At 42.4% G+C, this 22,619-nt stretch carries 29 protein-coding genes; 20 read left to right on the forward strand and 9 right to left on the reverse strand.

The genetic code is table 11. The features are described 5' to 3' along the window. Positions 1-3 precede the first annotated feature (3 nt). The 6 genes from M1K46_RS07035 to M1K46_RS07060 all read left to right on the forward strand — a co-directional run bounded on the left by M1K46_RS07035 (position 4) and on the right by M1K46_RS07060 (position 4,143). Positions 4-1,041, forward strand: a complete 1,038-nt coding sequence (locus M1K46_RS07035; RefSeq protein WP_256225487.1) for a ribonucleotide-diphosphate reductase subunit beta — start codon at positions 4-6, stop codon at positions 1,039-1,041. 244 nt (positions 1,042-1,285) lie between these two features. Then, positions 1,286-1,684 (forward strand): fluoride efflux transporter CrcB, encoded by a 399-nt coding sequence (gene crcB / locus M1K46_RS07040; protein ID WP_256225488.1) that lies wholly within the window; start codon positions 1,286-1,288, stop codon positions 1,682-1,684. Further along, on the forward strand, positions 1,681-2,037 hold the full coding sequence (gene crcB / locus M1K46_RS07045; RefSeq protein ID WP_256225489.1) for a fluoride efflux transporter CrcB: 357 nt from the start codon (positions 1,681-1,683) through the stop codon (positions 2,035-2,037). Before crcB (M1K46_RS07040) ends, crcB (M1K46_RS07045) begins: the two co-directional genes overlap by 4 nt. Before the next feature lie 87 nt (positions 2,038-2,124). Further along, complete coding sequence (locus tag M1K46_RS07050; RefSeq protein WP_375162176.1) at positions 2,125-2,715, forward strand: DedA family protein; 591 nt, start codon at positions 2,125-2,127, stop codon at positions 2,713-2,715. A 46-nt stretch (positions 2,716-2,761) separates the two neighbouring features. After that, positions 2,762-2,989 carry a hypothetical protein gene (locus M1K46_RS07055; protein WP_256225490.1) on the forward strand — a complete coding sequence of 76 codons (228 nt, stop codon included), beginning with the start codon at positions 2,762-2,764 and terminating at the stop codon, positions 2,987-2,989. A gap of 86 nt (positions 2,990-3,075) precedes the next feature. Beyond that, positions 3,076-4,143 carry an NAD(P)H-dependent flavin oxidoreductase gene (locus tag M1K46_RS07060; protein WP_256225491.1) on the forward strand — a complete coding sequence of 356 codons (1,068 nt, stop codon included), beginning with the start codon at positions 3,076-3,078 and terminating at the stop codon, positions 4,141-4,143. Positions 4,144-4,183: 40 nt separating this feature from the next. On the opposite strand, the gene M1K46_RS07065 is transcribed toward M1K46_RS07060, so the two are convergent. From M1K46_RS07065 to M1K46_RS07085, 5 genes are all read right to left on the reverse strand, one after another. Next, the gene (locus M1K46_RS07065; RefSeq protein ID WP_256225493.1) at positions 4,184-4,480 is read right to left on the reverse strand and encodes a DUF948 domain-containing protein; all 297 of its coding nucleotides are present in this window, start codon (positions 4,478-4,480) and stop codon (positions 4,184-4,186) included. 83 nt (positions 4,481-4,563) lie between these two features. Then, a complete protein-coding gene (locus M1K46_RS07070; protein ID WP_256225494.1) occupies positions 4,564-5,334 on the reverse strand; it encodes an IucA/IucC family C-terminal-domain containing protein in 771 nt (256 codons plus the stop codon). Then, positions 5,306-6,124: an ABC transporter ATP-binding protein gene (locus tag M1K46_RS07075; protein WP_256225495.1), complete on the reverse strand. Its 819-nt coding sequence runs from the start codon at positions 6,122-6,124 to the stop codon at positions 5,306-5,308. The genes M1K46_RS07070 and M1K46_RS07075 overlap by 29 nt, the downstream gene beginning before the upstream one ends. A gap of 11 nt (positions 6,125-6,135) precedes the next feature. Next, positions 6,136-7,182 carry a FecCD family ABC transporter permease gene (locus tag M1K46_RS07080; RefSeq protein ID WP_256225496.1) on the reverse strand — a complete coding sequence of 349 codons (1,047 nt, stop codon included), beginning with the start codon at positions 7,180-7,182 and terminating at the stop codon, positions 6,136-6,138. After that, positions 7,179-8,186, reverse strand: a complete 1,008-nt coding sequence (locus M1K46_RS07085; protein ID WP_256225498.1) for a FecCD family ABC transporter permease — start codon at positions 8,184-8,186, stop codon at positions 7,179-7,181. Before M1K46_RS07085 ends, M1K46_RS07080 begins: the two co-directional genes overlap by 4 nt. A 163-nt stretch (positions 8,187-8,349) precedes the next feature. On the opposite strand from M1K46_RS07085, the gene M1K46_RS07090 reads away from it, so the two are divergent. The 5 genes from M1K46_RS07090 (at position 8,350) to M1K46_RS07110 (ending at position 12,448) form a co-directional block, all read left to right on the forward strand. Further along, positions 8,350-9,303 carry an ABC transporter substrate-binding protein gene (locus M1K46_RS07090; RefSeq protein ID WP_256225499.1) on the forward strand — a complete coding sequence of 318 codons (954 nt, stop codon included), beginning with the start codon at positions 8,350-8,352 and terminating at the stop codon, positions 9,301-9,303. Between the two features lie 358 nt (positions 9,304-9,661). After that, positions 9,662-10,078 carry a DUF1992 domain-containing protein gene (locus M1K46_RS07095; RefSeq protein WP_256225502.1) on the forward strand — a complete coding sequence of 139 codons (417 nt, stop codon included), beginning with the start codon at positions 9,662-9,664 and terminating at the stop codon, positions 10,076-10,078. A 144-nt stretch (positions 10,079-10,222) separates the two neighbouring features. Continuing rightward, entirely contained in the window at positions 10,223-11,107 is an 885-nt protein-coding gene (locus tag M1K46_RS07100) for a permease (RefSeq protein ID WP_062231218.1), read from the forward strand. Between the two features lie 12 nt (positions 11,108-11,119). Next, entirely contained in the window at positions 11,120-11,962 is an 843-nt protein-coding gene (locus tag M1K46_RS07105; protein ID WP_053354854.1) for a TIGR03943 family putative permease subunit, read from the forward strand. Between the two features lie 168 nt (positions 11,963-12,130). Continuing rightward, the gene (locus tag M1K46_RS07110) at positions 12,131-12,448 is read left to right on the forward strand and encodes a hydrolase (RefSeq protein ID WP_156418807.1); all 318 of its coding nucleotides are present in this window, start codon (positions 12,131-12,133) and stop codon (positions 12,446-12,448) included. 52 nt (positions 12,449-12,500) lie between these two features. Here the strand turns inward: M1K46_RS07110 and M1K46_RS07115 are convergent, their stop codons facing one another. Next, positions 12,501-12,728, reverse strand: a complete 228-nt coding sequence (locus M1K46_RS07115) for a hypothetical protein (RefSeq protein WP_091006413.1) — start codon at positions 12,726-12,728, stop codon at positions 12,501-12,503. An 87-nt stretch (positions 12,729-12,815) separates the two neighbouring features. Further along, positions 12,816-13,448 (reverse strand): deoxynucleoside kinase, encoded by a 633-nt coding sequence (locus M1K46_RS07120; RefSeq protein ID WP_256225835.1) that lies wholly within the window; start codon positions 13,446-13,448, stop codon positions 12,816-12,818. A 205-nt stretch (positions 13,449-13,653) separates the two neighbouring features. On the opposite strand from M1K46_RS07120, the gene M1K46_RS07125 reads away from it, so the two are divergent. From M1K46_RS07125 to M1K46_RS07160, 8 genes are all read left to right on the forward strand, one after another. Next, positions 13,654-14,277 carry a DsbA family oxidoreductase gene (locus M1K46_RS07125; RefSeq protein ID WP_256225503.1) on the forward strand — a complete coding sequence of 208 codons (624 nt, stop codon included), beginning with the start codon at positions 13,654-13,656 and terminating at the stop codon, positions 14,275-14,277. A 504-nt stretch (positions 14,278-14,781) separates the two neighbouring features. After that, positions 14,782-16,020 (forward strand): MDR family MFS transporter, encoded by a 1,239-nt coding sequence (locus M1K46_RS07130; RefSeq protein WP_256225504.1) that lies wholly within the window; start codon positions 14,782-14,784, stop codon positions 16,018-16,020. Positions 16,021-16,061: 41 nt separating this feature from the next. Then, the gene (locus M1K46_RS07135) at positions 16,062-17,180 is read left to right on the forward strand and encodes a DUF2268 domain-containing putative Zn-dependent protease (protein ID WP_256225506.1); all 1,119 of its coding nucleotides are present in this window, start codon (positions 16,062-16,064) and stop codon (positions 17,178-17,180) included. Positions 17,181-17,464: 284 nt separating this feature from the next. Further along, on the forward strand, positions 17,465-17,881 hold the full coding sequence (locus tag M1K46_RS07140; protein WP_053354847.1) for a hypothetical protein: 417 nt from the start codon (positions 17,465-17,467) through the stop codon (positions 17,879-17,881). 166 nt (positions 17,882-18,047) lie between these two features. Continuing rightward, on the forward strand, positions 18,048-18,947 hold the full coding sequence (locus M1K46_RS07145; RefSeq protein ID WP_256225508.1) for a hypothetical protein: 900 nt from the start codon (positions 18,048-18,050) through the stop codon (positions 18,945-18,947). Between the two features lie 313 nt (positions 18,948-19,260). Continuing rightward, positions 19,261-19,401: a hypothetical protein gene (locus M1K46_RS07150; RefSeq protein WP_156316224.1), complete on the forward strand. Its 141-nt coding sequence runs from the start codon at positions 19,261-19,263 to the stop codon at positions 19,399-19,401. Between the two features lie 77 nt (positions 19,402-19,478). Next, positions 19,479-19,646 carry a hypothetical protein gene (locus tag M1K46_RS07155; RefSeq protein ID WP_256225510.1) on the forward strand — a complete coding sequence of 56 codons (168 nt, stop codon included), beginning with the start codon at positions 19,479-19,481 and terminating at the stop codon, positions 19,644-19,646. An 87-nt stretch (positions 19,647-19,733) separates the two neighbouring features. After that, positions 19,734-20,987 (forward strand): ATP-binding protein, encoded by a 1,254-nt coding sequence (locus M1K46_RS07160; RefSeq protein ID WP_091006429.1) that lies wholly within the window; start codon positions 19,734-19,736, stop codon positions 20,985-20,987. Positions 20,988-21,027: 40 nt separating this feature from the next. Here M1K46_RS07160 and cspD read toward each other — a convergent pair whose 3' ends face one another. Both cspD and M1K46_RS07170 read right to left on the reverse strand, forming a co-directional pair. Beyond that, positions 21,028-21,228, reverse strand: coding sequence for a cold-shock protein CspD (gene cspD / locus M1K46_RS07165; RefSeq protein WP_053354844.1), 201 nt, complete (start codon positions 21,226-21,228; stop codon positions 21,028-21,030). A 166-nt stretch (positions 21,229-21,394) separates the two neighbouring features. Beyond that, the gene (locus tag M1K46_RS07170; protein WP_053354843.1) at positions 21,395-21,700 is read right to left on the reverse strand and encodes a late competence development ComFB family protein; all 306 of its coding nucleotides are present in this window, start codon (positions 21,698-21,700) and stop codon (positions 21,395-21,397) included. Between the two features lie 142 nt (positions 21,701-21,842). On the opposite strand from M1K46_RS07170, the gene M1K46_RS07175 reads away from it, so the two are divergent. Continuing rightward, a complete protein-coding gene (locus M1K46_RS07175; RefSeq protein ID WP_369795752.1) occupies positions 21,843-22,547 on the forward strand; it encodes a GntR family transcriptional regulator in 705 nt (234 codons plus the stop codon). Positions 22,548-22,619: the final 72 nt, after the last annotated feature.

Genomic DNA, 22,619 nt, shown 5'->3' on the forward strand with positions numbered 1-22,619 from the left:
TTAATGAAAACACTGACAGAACGGAAACTATATGATGTAGAAGCGCCGAATGCTTCTACTGGACTAATTAACGGACAGAGCTCCAATGTCTTAAATTGGGATGATGTTCGGTACAGCTGGGCATATCCGCTCTATAAAAACATGCTCGCGAATTTTTGGACTCCCTTTGAGATCAATATGTCCGGCGACGTGAAACAATATCCGAATCTATCAAACGAGGAAAAAGATACCTTTAATAAGATCATTGGACTGTTGGCTTTTCTGGACAGCATTCAGACAGATTACTCTTCAAGAGTGGCGGCGTACTTGACCGATTCCAGCCTGTCTGCATTAATGACGGTTTTATCCTTTCAGGAGGTAGTGCATAACCAGTCCTATTCGTATGTGTTATCGAGCTTGGTGAACAAGCAAAAACAAGATGGGATTTTTGAATACTGGAAACATGATCCTGTCTTGAGGGAACGGAACGATTTTATTGCAAACGGCTATCTGAAGTTTACAGAAGAGCCATCACCAAAAACGTTTATGGAATCGATCGTCTATGACATTGTACTTGAAGGATTAAACTTCTATTCTGGTTTTGCTTTCTTTTATAATCTTGCCCGAAACCAGAAAATGGTCGCCTCCAGTACGATGATCAATTATATCAACCGGGATGAGCAGCTGCACGTCAGGCTCTTCTGCCAAATTTTCAAAGAACTGCTGAATGAAGCTCCGGAATTAAATTCTGAAGAGACGGTCCAGTTTGTTCAGGGGACATTCAAAAAGGCGACTGAACTGGAAATACAATGGGGACGGTACATCATCGGGGACCGTTTTCCTGGGTTGAGAATGGATGAACTTGAAGCCTATATTAAATTCATGGCCAATAAGCGGGTCAATGAGCTGGGAATACAGCGTCCTTTTGATGGGTTTAGAGAGAATCCAATGAAATGGATCAAAGCGTATGAAGATATCAATCAGGGTAAGAGTGATTTTTTTGAACAGAAGTCAAGACAATATACAAAAGTCTCAGATGCCAATGGTTTTGACGATTTGTAAATTTTAACGCAAATTGTGCTAATGGAATTAAACATGATAATATGATGTTGGAGATGAAAACAGCAGCTCCTGCCGCGATTGCGGCAGGAGTCTGTTTTGTTGCATAGAAGTAATGTCTAGCTCCAGCGCCCAGGTTGCTTTGCTCCTGAACAAAACACAAAAAGCGTGTTTCTGTTCAGAAGCTCCAGCGCTTGTCGGACCTAAACAGGTCGCTTGCGCTTTTCTTATAGAAAGGATGACGGGTATGCTGCTTTACGTACTTGTGGGACTGGCAGGAATAGCCGGAGCCCTTCTACGGTACGGCCTTGGGCTCGGTATCGCACTTGTTTGGGAAGGGAGCTATCCGCTGGCTACCTTCTTAACCAACATGGCAGGCTCATTTGCTCTCGGATATCTTACGTTTCGAATCGGCAGAAATCCCAGGGTTCACCCCTATTTTATGACGGTGCTCGGAACAGGATTGATAGGGTCGTTTACGACATTTTCTACATTTACTGTGGAAAATATTCAGTTGCTTCAGACGGGACGCACGGCAACAGCTGTCCTATATATCATCCTAAGTTTAATAGGCGGGCTAGTCATGTCATGGCTAGGTTTCCTTCTTGGATCACTGACACGAGGCAAGGAGGAACAGCGAGTATGATGCAAGTGATGCTTGTAGCAGCGGGCGGGTTCTTTGGAGCCATTTTCAGATTTGGTCTTGGTCAATTCATAAAAAGGATAACAGACTCCCCTTTTCCAATCGCTACCTTGCTTGTTAATATTACCGGTTCATTTCTACTCGGTATGCTTACAGGAATGCACGCGGGAGATTCTATCAGACTGTTTTTTGGCATAGGATTTATGGGGGCGTTCACTACGTTTTCTACTTTAAAACAGGAGAACATTCAATTCTATAGAAAAAGGCAGTGGAAGTATTTAATTACTTATCTGGCAATCAGTTATGCGGGAGGACTTCTGGCGGCATTTATCGGTTTTATGATAAACTTCAAATGACTTAGCGGTTAGCCGGAGGCACCTGGCTGGCTCTAAATGATGGACAAGGTTCAGGGATATAACTTTAATAGAGAGTAGGTATATAAATTGAAAGAAATGATATTATCACTTTTGGAATGGATTGTAGGGCTTGGACATTTAGGCATTGCTCTTGGTCTTATGATAGAAGTCATTCCCAGTGAACTTGTTTTATCTTACGCAGGCTATATGATCTCACAAGGACATTTGACCTTTGCAGGCTCTGTAATTGCCGGAACGATTGGCGGAACCATTGCCCAGCTATTTCTATATTGGATGGGGTATTATGGAGGACGGCCGTTTTTGGAGAAGTACGGTAAATATATCCTGATCAGCCACAAACAAATTGATCTTTCAGAAAGTTGGTTTCAAAAATACGGGACTGGCGTGATCTTTTTTGCCCGTTTTATCCCTGTTGTTCGCCATGCCATCTCCATTCCAGCGGGTATCGCGAAGATGCGTTTCTCCACATTTACACTGTATACGTTGATTGCCATCATTCCCTGGTCGATCTTGTTTATCTACCTTGGAACCACGCTGGGCAGTAACTGGGAAGATATTAAAACCATTGCGGCGCCTTATACAAGAGGAATAATGATAGCTGCCATATTACTGTTGTTTATCGTTGTTTTGCTCAAAGTGAAAAAAGGAAAAAAATAGCTTTTGTTTTGACAGGAGAAGGCCTCTGAATAGGGGTCTTTTTCTTTTGTCCTGTTCATACACTAACGAAAAAGAGCAGGCAGGTGAAATCATGGATGAACGTCAGCGAAATAAAAAAATCAATGAACTGCTGCTGAAAATAAATGGGGATCCGGAAAAAGAAGAAGTCGCTGGATATGTTGCCCGTGCGATGAGAGAATGCGGTTATAGCAATGAAAACATACATCAGGTCATCAAACACGTTTATCGTCAGTTTGAACAAATCAAAACGTAAACACGCGGACAGCCGGCGTGTTTTTTTGTTACACTCTAATTGGAAGTTCGTTACTCGAAACCAAAACGAAGGAGAGAGGTGCTGAAATGAAGCAATCCATTCTATCACTTTTCGACATTCAATATCCCATCGTACAAGCAGGAATGGCCGGCGGGCCAGCGACTCCGGAGCTGGCTGCGGCTGTTTCCAATGCCGGAGGATTAGGAACCCTGGGTGCAGGATACATGAAACCTGCAGATCTACAAGCAGCAATCAAAACAATCAGGGAAACAACGGATAAGCCTTATGCTGTAAATCTTTTCCTCCCTGAAGAATTCATGGAGGACAGAGTGCAGACAGAAAAGATGCAGGCGCTGCTCGCACCTTTCCGCTCTTCACTTGGTATGGACAAGGCGACGGGTAAAAAAGAACATCAGTCCACCTTTCAAGAACAGCTTCAATGTGTCCTTGATGCTCAAGTTCCGATCGTGAGTTTTACATTTAACGCCCCCTCAGATGAACTTGTGGATCTTTTGAAAGGGCACGGGGTAAGGATTATGGCTACTGCAACATCAGTGAAGGAAGCTCAAAAGCTGGAGGCACTTGGGATTGACGCCATTTCGGCACAAGGCAGTGAAGCTGGCGGCCACCGGGGAACGTTTATAGGTGAAGCAGAAGATGCATTGATCGGGACGATGGCACTCATTCCGCTGCTTACAGATGCGGTTTCTGTGCCAGTCATAGCAGCCGGAGGAATTATGGATGGACGGGGAATCGCTGCCGCTATGGCACTCGGAGCGAGTGGAGTACAGCTCGGTACGGCATTTTTAGCTTCAGCTGAAAGCGGTGCCCATCCTTTGCATAAAGACGCCGTTCTTCATGCAAAGGAAACGGATCTGCGGCTGACGAAGGCCTTCTCTGGAAAGATGGCCAGAGGCATCAACAATGATTTTATGAAGCAGATGGCAGCAGTAGAAGATCTCCCGCCATACCCGATCCTGAACGCAATGACGTCAGAAATCCGCAAGAAAGCGGCAAGTGAAGGTAAAAGAGAGTTGATGTCATTATGGGCAGGGCAAGGTGCTCCTCTTGCAGAAAGCCGTCCTGCCCGTGAAATAATGAAGCGTCTGCTGAAGGAATACAACGAAGTCATAAGCCAGATGAAACCGTTCTGACAGCAAGACAGCCGCAGCCCATGACCCGGGCTTGCGGCTGTTATTTTTTAAACTTTCTGAGGAGTTCTGCTGTTGTATTCTTCAATTCTGTAGCAGAATCTCCAACACTTTTAATGCTTTGTTTTTTATTATACATATCATATTTTAAGTACTCTGTTTTCTCGTTCAGAAGAGCAGTCTGATTGGTTACATCGTTCATTTCCGCCTGCATGAGCTGCGTCGTCCGGTTTAAGTTCTTCATCGTCTGGCGGCTCGATTTCATCAGTTTAACAGCATAGACTCCAAGGAAAACCAATGCAGCAACGACGACAGCAATACTGATATAAATAATGGCCATGTTCTTCCTCCTTATGTTCTCTATAATCAAGTGATACCCAATATTATTATCATACAAACAAAAGCCGCCTGATATTCAATGGATCAGTCGGCTTCATTCATCGGGCACGTTTTGCAGCATGTGCCTCCATCTGTTCTGTAATATAGGCAGCATGTCTGCCTTTTTTTCATCTCCTGTTCCTCATACTTCCTTGACGATTTCAGAAAAGGATTGGAGGAGGCTCCGAAATGAAAACCTTCCGCTTGCTGTACGATAAAACGATAATCTTCCTCCAGCTGCTTTTTTAGAGGTGCAGGGTGGGCTTCTGATTGCCATGCGTTATAAAGCCAGGCAATATAGATGAGCGCGTTCTCCCAGAGCATGGCTCTTGAAGCTTTCGTATAACTGGCCAGATGATCGAGCATGATGGAGATGTTCTGAGCAAAGAGCATTTCTATAACGGAGGAACGCCACTTTTCCCGGTCGCCGGCCATGGAGAGTCCCTCTATGTTTTGAAGGGAGAAGGAGGGAAGCCAGCTGTGCTTTTCCTGTTCATCGATAATGATCACGTTTTGAACCCTCATATCAAACTGCTTGTTTCTTATGGAGAGCGCATAAAGGGATGAAGTCAGGCAGCAAAAGACGTACCGTTTAAAAAATAAAGAAGCAGTGACTCTTTCTTCCTGAGAACCTATTTTTTTGCCTGCTTCTTTTATGAAAGCAAGCATATTCTCTTCTTCCAGTAAGTATTCTGCAGCAAATGCCGCTTTTTCTTTTGAAAAAGAGAATTGAAAGCGGCAGTGGTTCTCGATATAGATTCTTTCTGATTCGGACCATCCGATAACATTACGCATATTGAGCTGAACGTGTGCCATGACCAGCTGTTCGCCCCTTTCCGTAGGGAATGCACATTGGGGTTCCGAACAATGGATCATTGACAATTTTGCACTGCAGGCGGAAAACGTCAGAAACCAGCTTCTCGTCCATGATGTCTTCCGGACGGCCTTGTGCAAACACGGTGTTATTCTGAATTGCTACAAGATGGTGGGCATAGCGGCAGGCTAGATTTAAGTCATGCAAAACCATAACGATTGTCCGCTGCTCTCTATGGTTTAGTTCAAAGAGCAGATCGAGAATTTCAATCTGATGTGTCATATCCAAATACGTCGTCGGTTCATCCAGAAGGATGGTTTCTGTTCCTTGAGCAAGCGTCATGGCGATCCAGGCACGCTGTCTTTGCCCACCAGAAAGAGAATCAACACTTCTTTCGGCAAATTCGAGCATGTTGGTCGCGTCAAGGGCATGATAAACTGCCTCTTCGTCTTGTGTTGACCACTGTTTTAGCCAGGACTGGTAAGGGAATCTGCCTTGCTTGACAAGCTGCAGCACAGTCAATCCTTCGGGTGCTACAGGACCCTGAGGCAATATGGCGAGCTCTTTGGCTACTTCTTTAGTTGATCGTTTGGCAATGTCTTTATCGTTTAATAGAATGGACCCTTTTTCAGGTGATAGGAGACGGGCCATCGACCGGAGAAGAGTAGACTTTCCACAGCCGTTACTGCCGATCAATACGGTGATTTCCCCTTTGGGTATGGCTATTTTTAAATCTTTTATCACAGGATTTTTTCCATAAGACAATGTCAGTGATTCTGTTTTGATAGACATGAAATCACTCCTTAACCTTGGTTTTTAAAAAGCAGATAGATAAAATAGGGAGCTCCTATGGCGGCAGTGAAAACGCCTGCGGGCACTTCTAATGGTGAAAACAGTGTCCGGCCGGCCAAATCAGCGAGCAGGACCAGAATAGCACCAATTAAACCCGATACTGGAAGCATAGCACCGAAGGAAGAACCGACGAGCCTTCTGGCAATATGCGGTCCAATCAAACCAACAAAACCGATAGCCCCTGTAAAAGCAACGGCAGAACCGGCCAGTGCTGTACTGAGGACAAGCAGCACAAAACGTCCTTTATGAACTGAGTGGCCGAGACTTGTCGCAACCTCATCTCCTAGTTCCTGTACATTAAGCATTCGGCTTAGTAAGAACAGGATGGGCACAAGGATGATAAACCACGGCAAAAGGCTGTTTACATCTTGCCAATTTGTTGCATAAACCGTTCCAGTCAGCCAGATGGTCGCCTGTGAAGCGGCGTAGATCGGACCCAGTATGATCATAAGGGTAGTGAGTGCCTGTGTAGCTGACATCAGACCGACACCGATTAAAATGAGCCTGACTGGGGATATTCCTTGCTTCCAGGCAAGTATATAGATGACGGCGGCCATAACAAACGCTCCAAGTACGGCGGCCAATGGCAAATAACCGATACTTACTTTTAGATTGTTGCTTTGATTGCTGAACATCGTGATGAAGGTAACGGCTGCAAAACCTGCTCCAGTTGTTATACCGAGCATATCCGGCGATGCCAGCGGGTTGCGTATTACCCCCTGCAGAATCGCTCCTGCAAGGGAAAGGGAAGCTCCGGCAATAACGGCGATCAAGATCCTTGGAAGCCTGAACTGCTGGATGACGACATCGTTCATACCTGAGCCGGTTCCCGTTAATGACTTGAGTACTTCAAGAGGGGAAATGTACAGTTCCCCGATACCAATGCTGACAGACATGATTCCTGCCATAATAAGAAAAAGAACGATGGATACGATCAAAGCTTTTTTATCAAATAACATGGAATATCTCTTGGATCTAACGGTTAAATACTTGCTCATTTGAAGTTTCCTTTGCGTGCGATATGAATAAAAAAAGGTGTGCCGATTAAGGCGGTCATTACACCAACTGGCACTTCTTCGGGCATGATGATGTATCTGGCGCTAATGTCAGCTGCTATCAAAAGAATTCCGCCAAGAAGTACCGCATATGGAATGACCCAGCGGTGGTCATTGCCAACAAGATAACGTGCGATATGGGGCACTACAATACCGACAAAGCTGATAGGACCGGCAACTGCAACCGAACCGCCAGCGAGAAAAACGATAAGGACGCCGGCCAGTATTTTAAATAGGAGCGTATGCTGTCCAAGGCTTTTGGCAACGTCTTCTCCGAGCAGAAAAATATTCAGCTGTCTGAACATCAGCATGGAACCCGCCCATGCGAGAAGAAGATAGGGCAATACAGGATAGAGCCATTCCAGCTTTCTCCCTTGTATGGACCCTGCGAGCCAGAACAGCACTTCTTCAAGCGCCTTTTCATTGGCCACGAGCATCCCTTGTGTGAGAGAGGCAAACATAGCAGCGATAACCGCTCCTGCAAGCGTCATTTTAACCGGCGTTAAACCGCTGCGCCCGGCTGATCCCAATATGTACACGGCAAGAGCTGAAACCGCAGCTCCTGCAAAGGCGAGCCAGGTGAATTGCTGAAGGGAACTGATGTTGAAAAATGAAACGGCTATGACAATAAAGAAACCTGCCCCCGCATTCAGCCCGAAAATATCGGTTGAAGCGATTGGGTTCCGAGTGATGGCCTGCAGCATTACACCGGCTAAGGCCAGTGAGATGCCTACTGCTGCGCCAATAACTGCCCGCGGCAGCCTTGCGTTTAGAATGATCAGATGTTCATTCGAACCATTAAAATGGGTAAAAGCCTCAAGCACTGTTTTCCAGCTCGTATTGGTATACCCGAGCACTACACTTAAGGCCATACAAGCTGCAAGAAGTACGGCCCCGGCAAAAAGGAAGGCCGTCTTGTATTTGGTTGTTTGAATAATTCCGTTCATAATTACCTCAATAATTTGAATTTACATTTATAGTGTAGTAAAGGCGAACTGCCATGTCAATGATTTTGAAAATCATTATCAATTAGTATTGACAGTTGTTTTTGACATCGGGTATGATGCTAATTATAAATGAAAATCATTATCATTTGAAGGGGAGAAAGAAATGAAGGCGTTAAAATCTACATATTCAAAATTAGGAATCATACTTACGGTTCTATCGGTCATGCTGTTGGCTGCTTGCGGCGGAACGGGTGAAAAAGAAAAATCCGGAAGTGAGCCGAAAGGATACAGTGTTAAACATGCGATGGGAACGACAAAAGTTAATAGTGCAAAGCGTGTTGTTGTATTGACGAATGAAGGAACCGAAGCCGTATTGGCAATGGGGGTTAAACCAGTGGGTGCGGTGAAATCATGGCTTGGGAATCCCTGGTACGACCATATTAAAGCTGACATGAAAGGTGTCGAAGTCGTTGGGGATGAAAGCCAGGTTAACCTGGAGAAGATCGCTTCTTTAAAACCAGACCTTATCATCGGGAATAAGATGAGACAGGAAAAAATCTATGATCAGTTGAACAAGATTGCGCCAACCGTCTTTTCGGAAGATCTTCGAGGCAACTGGAAAAACAATTTCAAATTATATTCCAAAGCATTAAATAAAGAAAAAGAAGGAAACAAAGTGATCAGTGATTATGATCAGCGAGTGAAAGATATTAAAGAAAAAGCAGGCGATAGCTTGAATAAAGAAATTTCTGTCGTCCGCTTCATGCCTGGAGTTTCCCGCATCTACCTTACAAATTCTTTCTCAGGGGTGGTTCTAGATCAATTAGGCTTCAAACGTCCAAAAGTGGAAACCAAAGATGACTTTGTGGCTGAAGTGACAAAAGAGCAAATCCCGCAAATGGATGGGGATGAACTATTCTATTTCACGTATGAAGCAGGAGACGGAGGAGCGACAAAACAAGAAAAAGAATGGACAAACGATCCGCTTTGGAAGAACTTAAGCGCTGTGAAAAAAGGACATGTCCACAAGGTGTCTGATGCTATCTGGAATACAGCCGGTGGTGTTAAAGCAGCAAATCTTATGCTCGATGACATCGAGAAATATCTAGTAAAATAATAGAAAACATTCAAGTCCGCAATGATTTTAATGTGGGCTTTTCTTTATGTAGAAATGGAAGTATATATGTTGGCTTTCCAGTTTTGTTTGCGTGCGAGTTTTGTGGATTTACGGTCCGCTTTTGGGAGTTTACGGTCCACTTTTCCAGGTTTACGTGCGAGTTTTCGCGGTTTACGTGCCAAACACGGCACGTTACATGCCAGACAACGCATCAGCCTCACTGACGTCTCATCAGATAGGCAGTTCTGGCGCTTGCGCTTTTCAATAAAATGTCACAATTTCCCTTAAGAAAGGATGTTAATTAGCGTATCATGAAGATATAGATACATCCTAAAATGGCAAGGGGGGTATAAATGGTATGAAAGAAAACGAGCTGGAAAAGGAACTTCAGAAGAAAGAAATTCTTATGAAGGATGAAGACACAGGCTGGTATTACGAAGACCATCTAACTGCCATTGTAAAACGTGCCGAAAAAGAAGGAGCCTTTGATAACCTTAAGGGAAAGGGCAAGCCGTTAGTTTTTGAGGATAATGATCTTACGTACAATCCGGAAAAACAGCTGAATAAAATCTTGAAGGAAAACAACATTCTGCCTAACTGGGTCAAGCTTGGAAAAGAGATTGAACAGTTGAAGGAAGAAGTTAAAACCTATACCGTGGAATATAACATCAAAAGAACAGTGGAAAAAATTAATAAAAAAGTTACAGCTTTTAATTTATCATGCCCGCCTTCTGTACAAAAACGCAAGGTTACGGTGGAAGAATTTTTACAATGAGGAAAGCGATATCACGTCATCAACTGCCGGTTATGAGATAACCGGCAGTCTTTTTTGAATATTTTTATAAAAAGATAAAAATAGACGGCTGCTTTATTTTGTCTTATAGTTTACTGCAGAAGGAAAACATCCAGGAGGCAATCTATGCTCTTTTTATCACTGCCGCAATCGTTTTTGCAGATGAATACGATATTTATTTCGATTTTAATTGAGGCACTGCCCTTTGTAGTTCTCGGTGTTTTTATGGCGGGAATCATACAAATCTTTGTTTCGGAGGAATTGGTGGCAAAGGTTATGCCAAAAAATCCAATTCTTGCAGTTTTGTTCGCCTCGTTTTTAGGCGCCCTTTTCCCAGCATGTGAATGCGGGATCGTACCGATTGTCAGGAGATTGGTCTCCAAGGGAGTACCCATCTATGCGGGTATTGCCTTTATGCTGACAGGACCCATTATCAATCCGGTCGTCCTTTTTTCAACCTATGTCGCCTTTGGAAGCAACTGGACCATGCCTTTATACCGTGCTGGCGGCGCTGTTGCTGTTTCAGTGGTGGTAGGTCTGATTCTTGCTTTCTTTTATAAAGGGGACGGTTTGAAGATTCGGATCGAACATCATCATTCTCTTAAAAAGCTTACGGTTAAACAAAAGATCGGGGAAACCCTGAATCATGCTGTTGAAGAATTCTTTTCGATGGGTAAATACTTAGTAATCGGCTCACTTATTGCAGCGGCTGTTCAAACGTATGTAAAGACATCCACATTGCTTGCCATCGGTCAGGGACAAGCTTCATCTTCTCTCGTTATGATGGGACTTGCCTTTGTCTTATCCCTTTGTTCGGAAGCAGATGCGTTTATTGCGTCCTCATTCAGAAGTACGTTTTCCACAGGCTCCATAGTGGCGTTTCTTGTGTTCGGGCCGATGCTTGACATGAAGAATCTCTTGATGATGCTCGGGACATTTAAGACAAAACTGGTTCTGATCGTCGTTGCATCACTGTCTGTAGTTGTATTTTTATATTCATTGCTGTTCTAAGGAGGTGGCACTATGATTCGAGGATATCTATTGATGGGATTTACATTTTTGATCATGCAGCTTCATGCATCAGGCAACATCAGCAAGTACATTAATATGAAGTACTCGTACCTGTCATTCAGTGTCATGTTTGCTTTAGCGCTCCTGACCATTGTACAGTTTCGCAATGCCGTAAAGAATGATGAGAAAGATGCCAGCTGCGATTGCTGCGATCACAGCCACTCTGTTGAAGATACATGGTATAAAAAGCTGTTCGTTTATTCGATTTTTGCATTTCCGGTGATTACGGGAATCTTCCTTCCTGTCGCTACGATGGATTCCAATATTGTTAAAGCGAAGGGGTTTCACTTTCCTGTAAATCAGGAATCCAAAGGCGATCCGTATGCTCAGAATCAATTTTTGCGGCCGGATACAAGCGTATATTATGGCAAGGATGCCTATGATAAATTGATGAGAAAAGAGAAAAAGAAGTACTCTAAATACGAAACACTTGCCTTAAATGATACAAATTATCTAAAGGGCATGGAAACCATCTATAATTATCCAGGTGATTTTGATGACAAGAGTATTTCGTTTAAGGGATTTGTTTATAATGATCCAGATACGAAAAAAAATCAGCTTTTCGTTTTTCGATTTGGAATTATCCACTGTGTAGCAGACTCCGGAGTATTCGGCATGATGGTTGAGATGCCCAATGGTGTAAAGCTGAAAAATGATGAATGGATTACCGTTAAAGGCAAGATCTCGGAGATTTATTATCAGCCTTTTAAAACCAATATCCCTTATGTCAAAGTGGACTCCTGGTCAAAAACAACTGCACCGAAAGAACAATATGTTTACCGGGGCAATAATTAATCGTAAGAAAGCGCAGACCTAAAAAGGGTCTGCTTTTTTTTTTAGCAATCAAGAAGTGATGTCTAGCTCAAGCGCTTGTTGGACTTGACCAAGGCGCTTGCGCTTTTCTTGTATGAATGTTTTTTTCAATATGAAACAAGCTATAAGAAAAGAGCAGGAGTGATGATGTTGGAAAAGCAGCCGTATTACGTCAATGTAGAAACAGGAGAGGTACATAGCGATAAAACAGCTTCCAGTTTTCAATTTGAGATTGAGGCGACAGCTGAGGAGGCAAGCCGGCTTACAAAACTGTTCAGAGAGTGTGACGAATCAGCCACAGATACCTTTTTAAGATCTCATGTTCCATACGTTCCTTATCATAATGATGCTGATAACCACCGTTACGATCAGACGTTGAAGGACATATACCAGTTCATACATGATCATGGACAGCCATTGACAAAAGAGCATATCGAGTCGATGGGGATTCTTGGCGAACGCCAATAAAGAAAAAGCTGCTCGTAACGCCAGGTTTAGCGTCAGGGAGCAGCTTTTCTTATCACGAGTACATGAAGAATGCGGCGTAAATGATAATAATTACCGCAATTGAAAAGAAGATAAAAGCCAATAGAACTGGATTAAGGACAACGGTATGCCTTGCGATGGCAGCATTAACATTGCCGTCTGCTGCATTTTTGGTCCGTTTGGACTGCAGTACCTTCCATGTCCAGACCAATCCGCCGCCGCATAGAATGAGGCCAGCAGCCATGAGAATCCATAGTAACACGTGAGTTCAGCTCCTTGCTTTTGTGGTTGTTTCTAGTCTTTTAAAAGGAGGAGCTGATTATTCATAAGTTACAGAAGGAGGGGCTGGTTAAACGGTCAGGGGTTCAAGAGAATAGAGTTTTTCCTTTACTAAAGTAAGGACTTTCTCCGCATCTTGCTTGTTATGGACATCGTATTTTTTACTTTCGATGATCAAGACATGCGTTTTCGTATAATTTTGAATCCAGTCTTTATACTTGCCGTGAAGCGTCTTATAATATTCCAGAAGCTCGGGATGGTTCTCTATCTGTTCATAATCCCGGCCGCGGTTTTTGATCCGGTTTAAGGCAGTATCCAAATCACTGTCCAAATAAATAAGGAGATCTGGACGCTGTTTCGGTGAAGAACTGATTTCATTCATTAGCGTTTCCAGCAGATCCACATACGTTTCAAATTCCAGTTTGGTCATATTTCCCGCTTCATAATTCAGTTCCGCGAAGATCAGGTCTTCGTAAAGACTGCGGTCAAGGACATGGTGCTGATCAGACATTGCCTGCCGAATAGTTTTAAACCGTGTATTTAAAAAGTAAATTTGAAGTGGGAAAGCCCACCGTTCAGGATTTACATAATAGTCAGGCAAAATGGGGTTATCGCCTACACTCTCGTAAAAAACCTGGCTTCCGAGAGATTCGCTGATCAGTTCAGCGAATGTTGTTTTGCCAGTTCCTATCATTCCAGCCATTAAAATCACTAAATAAGCCCCCTGTATGTATCCATTTCTTGTTATGTATATTGATTGTGTCTATATATGGTGCTAAAAGTGCAAACACCTTCTAAATATATCACTTTTGTGGAAAGCTGAATAGTACATTTCTGGCGGCTGCTTTGCTATTATAAGAGAAAGAGTATGTTTTCATCACTGATTAACTGCAAGGAAGGTGTGTATCATGACCATCAAACTAAAAGTATACTCTGATTATACTTGCCCATACTGCTACTTGGCAGAAACAGCAATCAAGAGAGCAGTTGAAGGCAAGGACGTTAAAGTGGAATGGAAGCCGTTTGAACTGCACCCTTTTCCTTCAGACCGAAAGGCAATTAAAGAATGGAGTGCAGATTGGGAAACTTCTGTATTGCCCCATGCTAGAGAGTTGGGAAGAACAATTAATACTCCCGATCTTCCAGCGTTACCTTATACCGGCTTAGCTCATCAAGGTTTTATATATGCAAAAGAACAAGGCAAAGATCAATTGTATTCACAGCTCGTCTTTTCTGCTTTTTTTGAAAAAGGCAAGGACATTGAAAAGAAAGACGTCTTAGCGGAGATCGCGATGGAAGCGGGGCTGGATCGCTCCGGATTCCTAAGTGCTCTTTCATCAGAGGAATTCAAAGAAAAATTAGTACGTGAACAGGGAGAAGCGAAGGAAGACAACATTACGGCTGCTCCCACGATCGTAATCGGAGAGCGTATATTAAAGGGGCTGTATCCACAGGCTTCCATTGAAAAAGCGATCAGATGCACGATCAGGGATCAGAAGATGCAATTCTGTGAAGGTGACGAATGCCAATAGAATCATAAACAAAAAAAGAGCCTCACAGGTATGGCCTGTGAGGCTCTTTTTTCATTCTACGATGAAAAAGGGGTTGATAGGGATGAGTACAATATATCAAAGCTTAAAATTGATATAGGGAATGTGTGATTTTTTTGATATGAGTATGAAATATCACGAAAAAATAGAGGTGTTTGTCAATGTTGATGATATTTAAAGGTGTGCTTGATTGCGGCTCTTATCATCGCCAGCGATCACACCCTACTGTATAAAGAAAAAGATTTGAGGGTCTCTTTCAAGCATCAGTATGCGTTAATTGAATAGAGCCGAAAAATAAAAAAAGCCCTGGTCAGAGGCTTTTTTTACGCTTCTATTTAAAAAAGGGGGGTTACATTCTATTAGACGAATCCACTCTGAAAAAGTTTCAAATAAATTAAAAAAAGATAGGTAAAGAATGTAAGTCATGTTAAATTAAATTAAAAAGAGAAAAAGCTTCACAATGTAAAAAGATATGGGGTATGCGCGATGAGCAGAAAAACATTTATGCAGCACTGGCATCCTATTGTAACTACTATTATAATGGGGACTTTTTTCTCCAGAGCAGCTTTTTTTATGACGATGCCATTTTTGGCTATTTTTTTATACAAGGAGAAGGGCATTGATCCTCAGACTGTCGGACTGATCATCGGTATCAGTGCACTGACAGGCACCTTTGGCGGTTTCATTGGCGGTTACTTATCAGATCGTATCGGCAGGTTCCCGGTCATGATTATTGCGATCTTTACTTGGAGCGGTGTTTTCGCGGGTTTTGCGATGGCAGATACTGTTTGGAGTTTTTTTGTGCTGAATTCCATAAACGGTCTGTGCAGATCGTGGTTTGAGCCCATCTCCCGAGCATTGTTGGCCGACGTGACAACAAAAGAAAACCGGTTGAGTGTGTTTAATGCCCGGTATTTTTCCATTAATGCGGGAGCCGCGATCGGGCCAGTGGCAGGTACATATTTAGGCAGTTCAACTTCGATGGCCACCTTTTTTATCACTTCTGCCGTCTATTTTCTTTATGCAGTGATCGTCCTGATGCTAATGAAAAAATATAAAGGAAGTCTTCAGCCGCAGCAGGAGAATAAATTGACCATCAAGAAGGCTGTAAGTGTCATCAGCAGTGACAAAGTTTTGTTGTATTTTCTTCTTGGAAATATAGCAGTCCTGATGGCGCAATCTCAGATGGATTCCACGCTCGCCCAGTATATGGGGAACTCACCCCAATTCCATCATGGAGTGACCTTATTTTCTTATCTAATTGTGACGAATGCTGTGAGTGTTTTAATCCTGCAGTATCCGGTGACGAATTATGTAAAGAGATTTGATCCGATGTTTGCCTTGCGGATAGGAAGCGCTGCTTTCAGTCTGGCCCTGCTTGGTTTCGGATTATCCTCGAACTGGTTATTTCTCGTCCTTTCTATGGTTGTTCTCACTCTTGGGGAGATTATTGTATTTGTGATCAGTGATGCTTTGCTGGACGACTTGGCACCCGATCATATGAGAGGAACATATTTTGGGGCAATGTCCTTCCGCTCTATCGGCTTTAGTGCAGGACCCTGGATCGGCGGCCTTTTGCTGAAAACATTTGGTTTTAGCCATGGTTTCTATGTATTCGGATGTTTAACGCTCCTTTCCCTTTTGGCCTTGCCTTTCTTTCAGGTAGGACAGAAAGTAAAAAATAAAAACAGGACGGAAAATCAGCACACTTCCAATTTTGTTTGATGAATGGAGCAAATGTATTAAAGTGACAGGAGGTGAATGAGATGGACGTTATCAAAGCAATTCTCTCCTATTTAGGCAAAATTGTAATGATGATCGCCTGCCTGTTCACCCTTTATCTGCGGCTGGACGGCATGATGGGGATACTATTAGCCGTAGTGCTTCTTGCCGTTTGTTTTATTTGGTTTATGCACGGATTTTTGAGGCTGATCAGCGGCTCACCTGATAAACGGAAAATGGTATCTCGAATGGGATTAGCGATTGGAGCAGGTGTGGCAAGTGCTGTTCTTTCTTTGTCCAATTATTCCTTTTACTCTTTTTTGCAAGACGGAACGATCAATGCCCAAGTAAAAAAGGATTATTATCAGGAAGCATTCCTATACAAGTATGATTATTTGCAGCGGAGTATGAGGTATCTTTCTTCTCTCCAGAACAAAACGGAAAAGAATGTGGATCTCTATTATCCTGCGGAAGATTCAATCTATGCCAAAGAGCTGATCAACCAGAGCCAGGCCACTGAAAAAGCAGTCAGTGCAGTCCTGCACTTAAATCATGTCCCAAAAGTCAGGGTGATTCTCTACCATAATCCTTTAATCATGAAGCAAAATTTACCGCCAAATCATTATGAATCGTTAAATGGGATGTACGTGCCTAAAGAGAGTACCATCCACCTTCTCGTTCCTCCTGCTCAAACTGAACATATGCGGACGATTAAAAAACTGTTTGCCCATGAATATGCCCACCATCTTATCATTGCGTATTTAACGGAGAGAGGCACTGATAATCAAAACGTTCCAAGATGGCTGGAAGAGGGTCTCGCTGAATATATCAGCTATAAAAGCATCGGCCGGGAACCGGTTTTCAGGCCATTTGAACTGGTTCCATTTGAACAATTGAGTTCGGTCAAAGATTGGGAAAAAGCGAATAAAATCAATTCACCTTATAAACCGTATGAGCAGAGTTACTTTGCTATCGATCAGCTGCTTCATGATTATGGAAAGAAAAGCATCTTAAAGCTGTTATTTACTGGAGATCAGCAAGCTTTTTACCATGTTTTTGAGAAGGAGACGGGAAATACGCTCGCATTCTTTCAATCCAGGTTTCTAAAAGATGAAAATGACATCTATCGGATAAACCGCAAAAAAGTATTTCTGAACCGGTAAAAAGGGTGACCCTATTACAGGATCACCTTTTATTATGGCGGTTTTTAATTTTTCGAAGTACATAAGGAAGGACTCTTTTTTTCCCTTCTCTGATTAAAAAAGCAACTAGGATTCCTTTTACTCCATTTCTTACACGCGGCATACTATCTCTCCTTTCTCTACCATACCCTGAATTTGGCGGAGCAAACCAGGCAAATACTTTCCTGTTTGTAGCCCGATGCCTATACATACAGGACAGGGGGGCATAGGATGATAGGGTAATACAGAAAGGGAGTTGAGAGAATTTGAACGAAAGGCAATTTCAGTTTCCATCATTTCCGGGCGGACAGGGAGGGCAGCAGTTTCCGTCATTTCCGGGTGGACAGGGAGGCCAGCAGTTTCCGCCATTTCCAGGTGGCCAGCAGCAAGGCCCAGGAAGCCAGCAAGCTGGGATGTATCCCCCAGGACCTCCGCCAACTGCTGTTCCTCAAGCTTCACCAGCATTGCTTTCCGGACAGCCAGGTACCTTTGCCATTGATCCAGGTGCTATAAGGCCTTGTTTATACCGATATGTCTATATCTGGTTGAACAACGGACAAAGTTTTTGGGCATGGCTTACGTTTGCGGGATTCCGGTCGGTCGCAGGGTTCAGATGGAACGGATTCAGATGGAACTACTTTGGCATTGATTCAAACCGTATCGCATACTTTGTATGTTCCTAACACAGAGGAAGCCGTTTTTCGGCTTTCTTTTGCTATAGAGCGATCGTATTTTAGCAGGATTAAAGACCGATACATAACAGCCGATATAGAAAGAGAGGCACATGACAACACAAGAATGATGTAACTAATCTTAAACGGATTCGTCTAACTCTATGAGGTGATAAAATTGAAAAATAAAATATGGATTGCCGGGCTGTGTGCAGGGACTCTTGTTTTCGGAGCTGCCGGCTGCAGTACTGAAACAACAAAAAAAGATGAAGCGGCCCCATCAGAAATACAAAAAGAAAATAAGAATAATGAACAATCAGACAAACCAGCTGATACAAAAGCGCAAATGATTACCGATGAGGGAATCTATACAAAGAAAATGGATGATCAAACGATTGAAATAAAAACAGCTTCCAACGGGACTCTCCTCCTGCAGCTGACAGATGCATCCAAGGAGGCTATTAAAACAATAAAAACGGGTTCTACCGTTTCCATATCTTTTCAAGCAGAAAATCATCAATACACAGCCGAGACCATTAAATTGATTAAGGCTCCAATAGCTCAGCCATCTAAGCCAAAGCCTAGGCCTGAGCAAACCGTTCTTCCGAAAACAAAAACACTTATTGTGAACGTTGAAGGAGAACAAGATAAACGAACTGCCAAATTGGCTGAAAGTGACCAAGGATATTACTTCTACAAATTTGATCATTTTGATTTTACAGCAGAGGAGCCGGGCCGGGACCTATTATACTCTCAGATGGATGAAGAATATTTTGTAAGGATCGAGCCTCTTGACGATGCTGCCAGTTTAGCAGACATTAAATCATTGGGAATAAAAGAGTTAGAAGAGATAGGAAAACCAGATGAGTTAAAGGGATCTGACGTAGACAGCGGAGCGTTCGGCGGGGCGAAACTCGTACTAAAGGCAGCTTCCGATGAACTCATCAAGTATATCATCGTCCAGGAAACAGACGGACATCTAGTGAAATACACCGTTCACTTGCCTGTCCGTGAACCAATTGAAGGAATCGAGCCGTCGTTCTGGTCAATGCTTGGTTCTCTGGCGTTTAAAAAGTAAGATAAAGGAAGAAAGAAAGGGCATGAATCATGCTCTTTTTTTTATTTTTAAAGCTCTGTTACTTTCATTTGTTTCACAAATCAGCCGGCTCTTATCATCGCCGGCCATCACCCCTTATTATTGGAGAAAAAGACTTGAGGGTCTCTTTTAAGCAGTATGCGATGTCAAATATGATAAAAAATCAACAATATGCTTTAACTAAGCCATTTTAAAAAAAGTACAAGTTTGTTGAAAAGGTGTCCAATGTTTTGTTTTTAGCATATAGTGTTTATTATCATTAAAAAAGTTTCCTTGAGGAAAAAGGAGGAAAAGCATGAACTGGAGCAGCAGGATGTCCTTGAAGAAGGTTGAACATTATACCCGTTTTTTGCACCGATTAGGTGTATTTAATGAGGGGGAAAAGAAAGAAATTCTGGATAAAATCCATCAATATAAACAGAGAAAAACGGTTTAATTCGTCTTCCTTAGACAGACACAAAAGGAGGGCTGCCGGAATAGTTTGTTAGAAACGGTAGAGAGGGGAAATCCCGTATGCGTCAATGGATGTTTCAATTCTTTCTGGCTCTTCTGGCGATCACCTGTTTTGCTGTCTATTATTTTGTTACGCATGCCAGCTATTATTTCTACATTATTTCTATAGCCAGCAGTATTCTTTTGACATTGCTGAGCTATAGGCAAGTAAATGAATATTCTGACTGAAGATGCATATTTTGTCAAAAAAAATGAAGGGAAATAGGGAATTCTGAAGAATTATCTATATATTACCGGAGAGGGGGCAATACATGAATGATAGAACATTTGATCATTAATTTATTGGTCATCCTCGTTCCGATAATTTGCCTGCAATTTGTTTTATTCGAGAAAAACACCACAGTAAACCGGACTAGAGCATCGTTTCTGTTCCAAGTTATTAATGCAGGTGTTGTTCTCGTTTGTATGACATTCCCTGTTTCTTTTTCGGAAGGTGTTTTTTTCGATCTTCGTTACGTCCCGCTGTTCATCAGCTTTCTATATGGAGGAATCGTACCAGGATGCCTGACAGCTGTTCTTTTGATAGGGTATCGGTTGTTCCTGGGAGGCGAGGGTATGATCATTGCAGTCCTCTTCACCTTGGCAGCCGGGCTTATAACGAGCAGTCAGTATCAAACGTATCATCTGCTTCCGATCAAGAAAAAATTAAAGAAAATTACAGGCATTACATTGGGAATTACACTTTCCAAGCTGCTTTTTCTCATGCTTTACTTGGCATTATTCCATTCGTTGAGCTGGGATATGAAGAAGGCTATGATTTATGCATTTTATCCTTTACTTCAAACAGCGGCACTTATTGTTGTCATTTCCTTGATTGAAAATATCCGTTATGCACTAAATTTTCGGCTGCAGCAATCTGAAATGCTTCATTCTGTAGGGCAGCTCGCAGCCTCTGTAACCCATGAAGTCCGTAATCCCATGGCTGTTGCGCGCGGCTTTATGCAGATTTTCCAAAAAGAAAAATACATACCTGAAGATAAAAAGATTTTCTTAACGATGATGATTGAAGAAATTGACAGGGCACAAATGATTATCTCTGATTATTTGTCTCTCGTTAAGACCAACTCTTCAAGGATTGAGCGGTTGAATGTTTCCGAATTAATATCCTCGTTAAGAAGTGTCATGTTTCCATATGCTCTGTTAAAGGGTGTAGATCTTGTTCAAAAACCTGGGGATGTTATTCATGTGGTGGGAGATCCCGTAAAAATAAAACAAATTTTGATGAACATTATTAAAAATGGGATTGAAGCAACTCCGGAAGGGGGAACGGTAACGCTATCCGCTTTTATAGAGGACAAAGAAGTGATTATCAATATATCAGATACAGGGATTGGCATGGGAAGGGAACAGTTGAAAATGCTTGGGAATCCATTCTTTTCTACCAAAACAAGCGGGACAGGTTTAGGATTGATGGCAAGTTACCGAATGGCAGCTGAAATGAACGGAAGGATTGAGGCTGCTAGCGAAATCGGTAAAGGGACTCATTTTAAAATTTTTTTTCCAAAATAAAAAGGACTGGCTAACAAGCCAGTCCCTCAATTTAAGTTGATTATCTTTTTACAACGTTGGCAGCCTGTGGTCCACGTGCACCATCAACGATTTCAAATTCAACTTCCTGGCCTTCATCTAATGATTTGAAGCCATCGGATTGAATTGCTGAGAAATGGACAAATACGTCGTCTCCACCTTCAACTTCGATAAAACCAAAACCTTTTTCTGCGTTAAACCATTTTACTTTACCTGTTTGCATTACTATGCCTCCTAAAACTTTGCACGGTGTGCTTTTTTTACCATAGAACCTTTCAAACATTTACTTACAGCACATAAATATGTAATCAAAGTCTAAATGGTTGGAACTACTATATCATAGAAAAATATCATAGGCAAGTTGTTTTGTCAGAAAAATTAAAAAGCGTTTACTCCTCTGAAGGATGATGATCTTCCGATGGACGGGAAAGAGGGTGAGAAGGTTGTACGGCTACTTTTCCTGTAGCTTTTACGATTTCGTTCAATATGTTTATTCTTGATTGATCATTAAAATTTTGTGCTTTTACGTAAGCATAGCCATTTTCATTGGAAACATATCTCGGGGGAAGCTGATTCAGTGTAATGGCATAAACATCGGTCTTGCATAGATCACATTTACATGGGAGTTCGAGCTGCTTCCAATAATAATTTAACGCTTCTTCAACAAGAATTTCCATCGCGTTTCTGACTTTCATGGCTTTATTTACCCCTTTAATAAGATAGAACTAGAATAGCTTATTTTTACTACATCTGTAAATTAATTAGTTAAAGGATGATTCCTTTTACCTAAATTTACAAATAATATATTATTTTCTGAAAATTAGATTGAAATCATATATGATTTTCGATTATCATAAATTTATGGAAAATAACAACAAAATCAGCAAACAGCAGTATGCCTATAAGGTCATTAAGTCACGTATTCTGGATGGACGTTATCCGCCGGGTTACAGGATTGTGATCGACCAGCTGGCAAGAGAACTGCAGACAAGTGCCATCCCAGTTCGTGAAGCCATTCGTAATCTGGAGACTGACGGGCTCATTCATTTTAAACCCTACAGCGGCGCTGTTGTCACCCCCTTCAATGAAAAAGAGTACCTGGAAACGCTGTCTGTCCTGGCTGTTTTAGAAGGCCATGCTACTGCAATTTCAGCACAGCATTTCCCCCGCCACAAGATTACTGACCTCATTGCGATCAACAACCGGATGAAAGAGTCATTGGATGAATTTGATTTTCTCATGTTCGGAAACTTCAACCGGGAATTCCACAGCTTAACCTACCAATACTGCGATAACCACTTTTTAGTTGAAAACATCAAATCCATCTGGAACAGGCTCGACCGTGTAAGAAAGATGGGGGCGGCCACCAAGCCCTCTAGAGCAAAAAAATCCATCGAAGAACATGAAAAGATTATTGAGATGCTTTTTAACCGTCATTCTTTTTCAGAAATCGAAGCCTATGTCCGGACCCACAAATTAAACACCGTCCAGTCATTTTTGGAAGAAAAAAAGGGTGAGGAAGAATTACGGAATTATCCATAAGGAGGAGAAAAACAGAAAGGTTGGCACTAAGCACTGCTGGTGTTCGGGCTTCAGTGTCTATGAGCACTTAAC

This window comes from Fictibacillus sp. WQ 8-8, from assembly GCF_024494405.1.
GTDB lineage: Bacteria > Bacillota > Bacilli > Bacillales > Fictibacillaceae > Fictibacillus_C > Fictibacillus_C marinisediminis.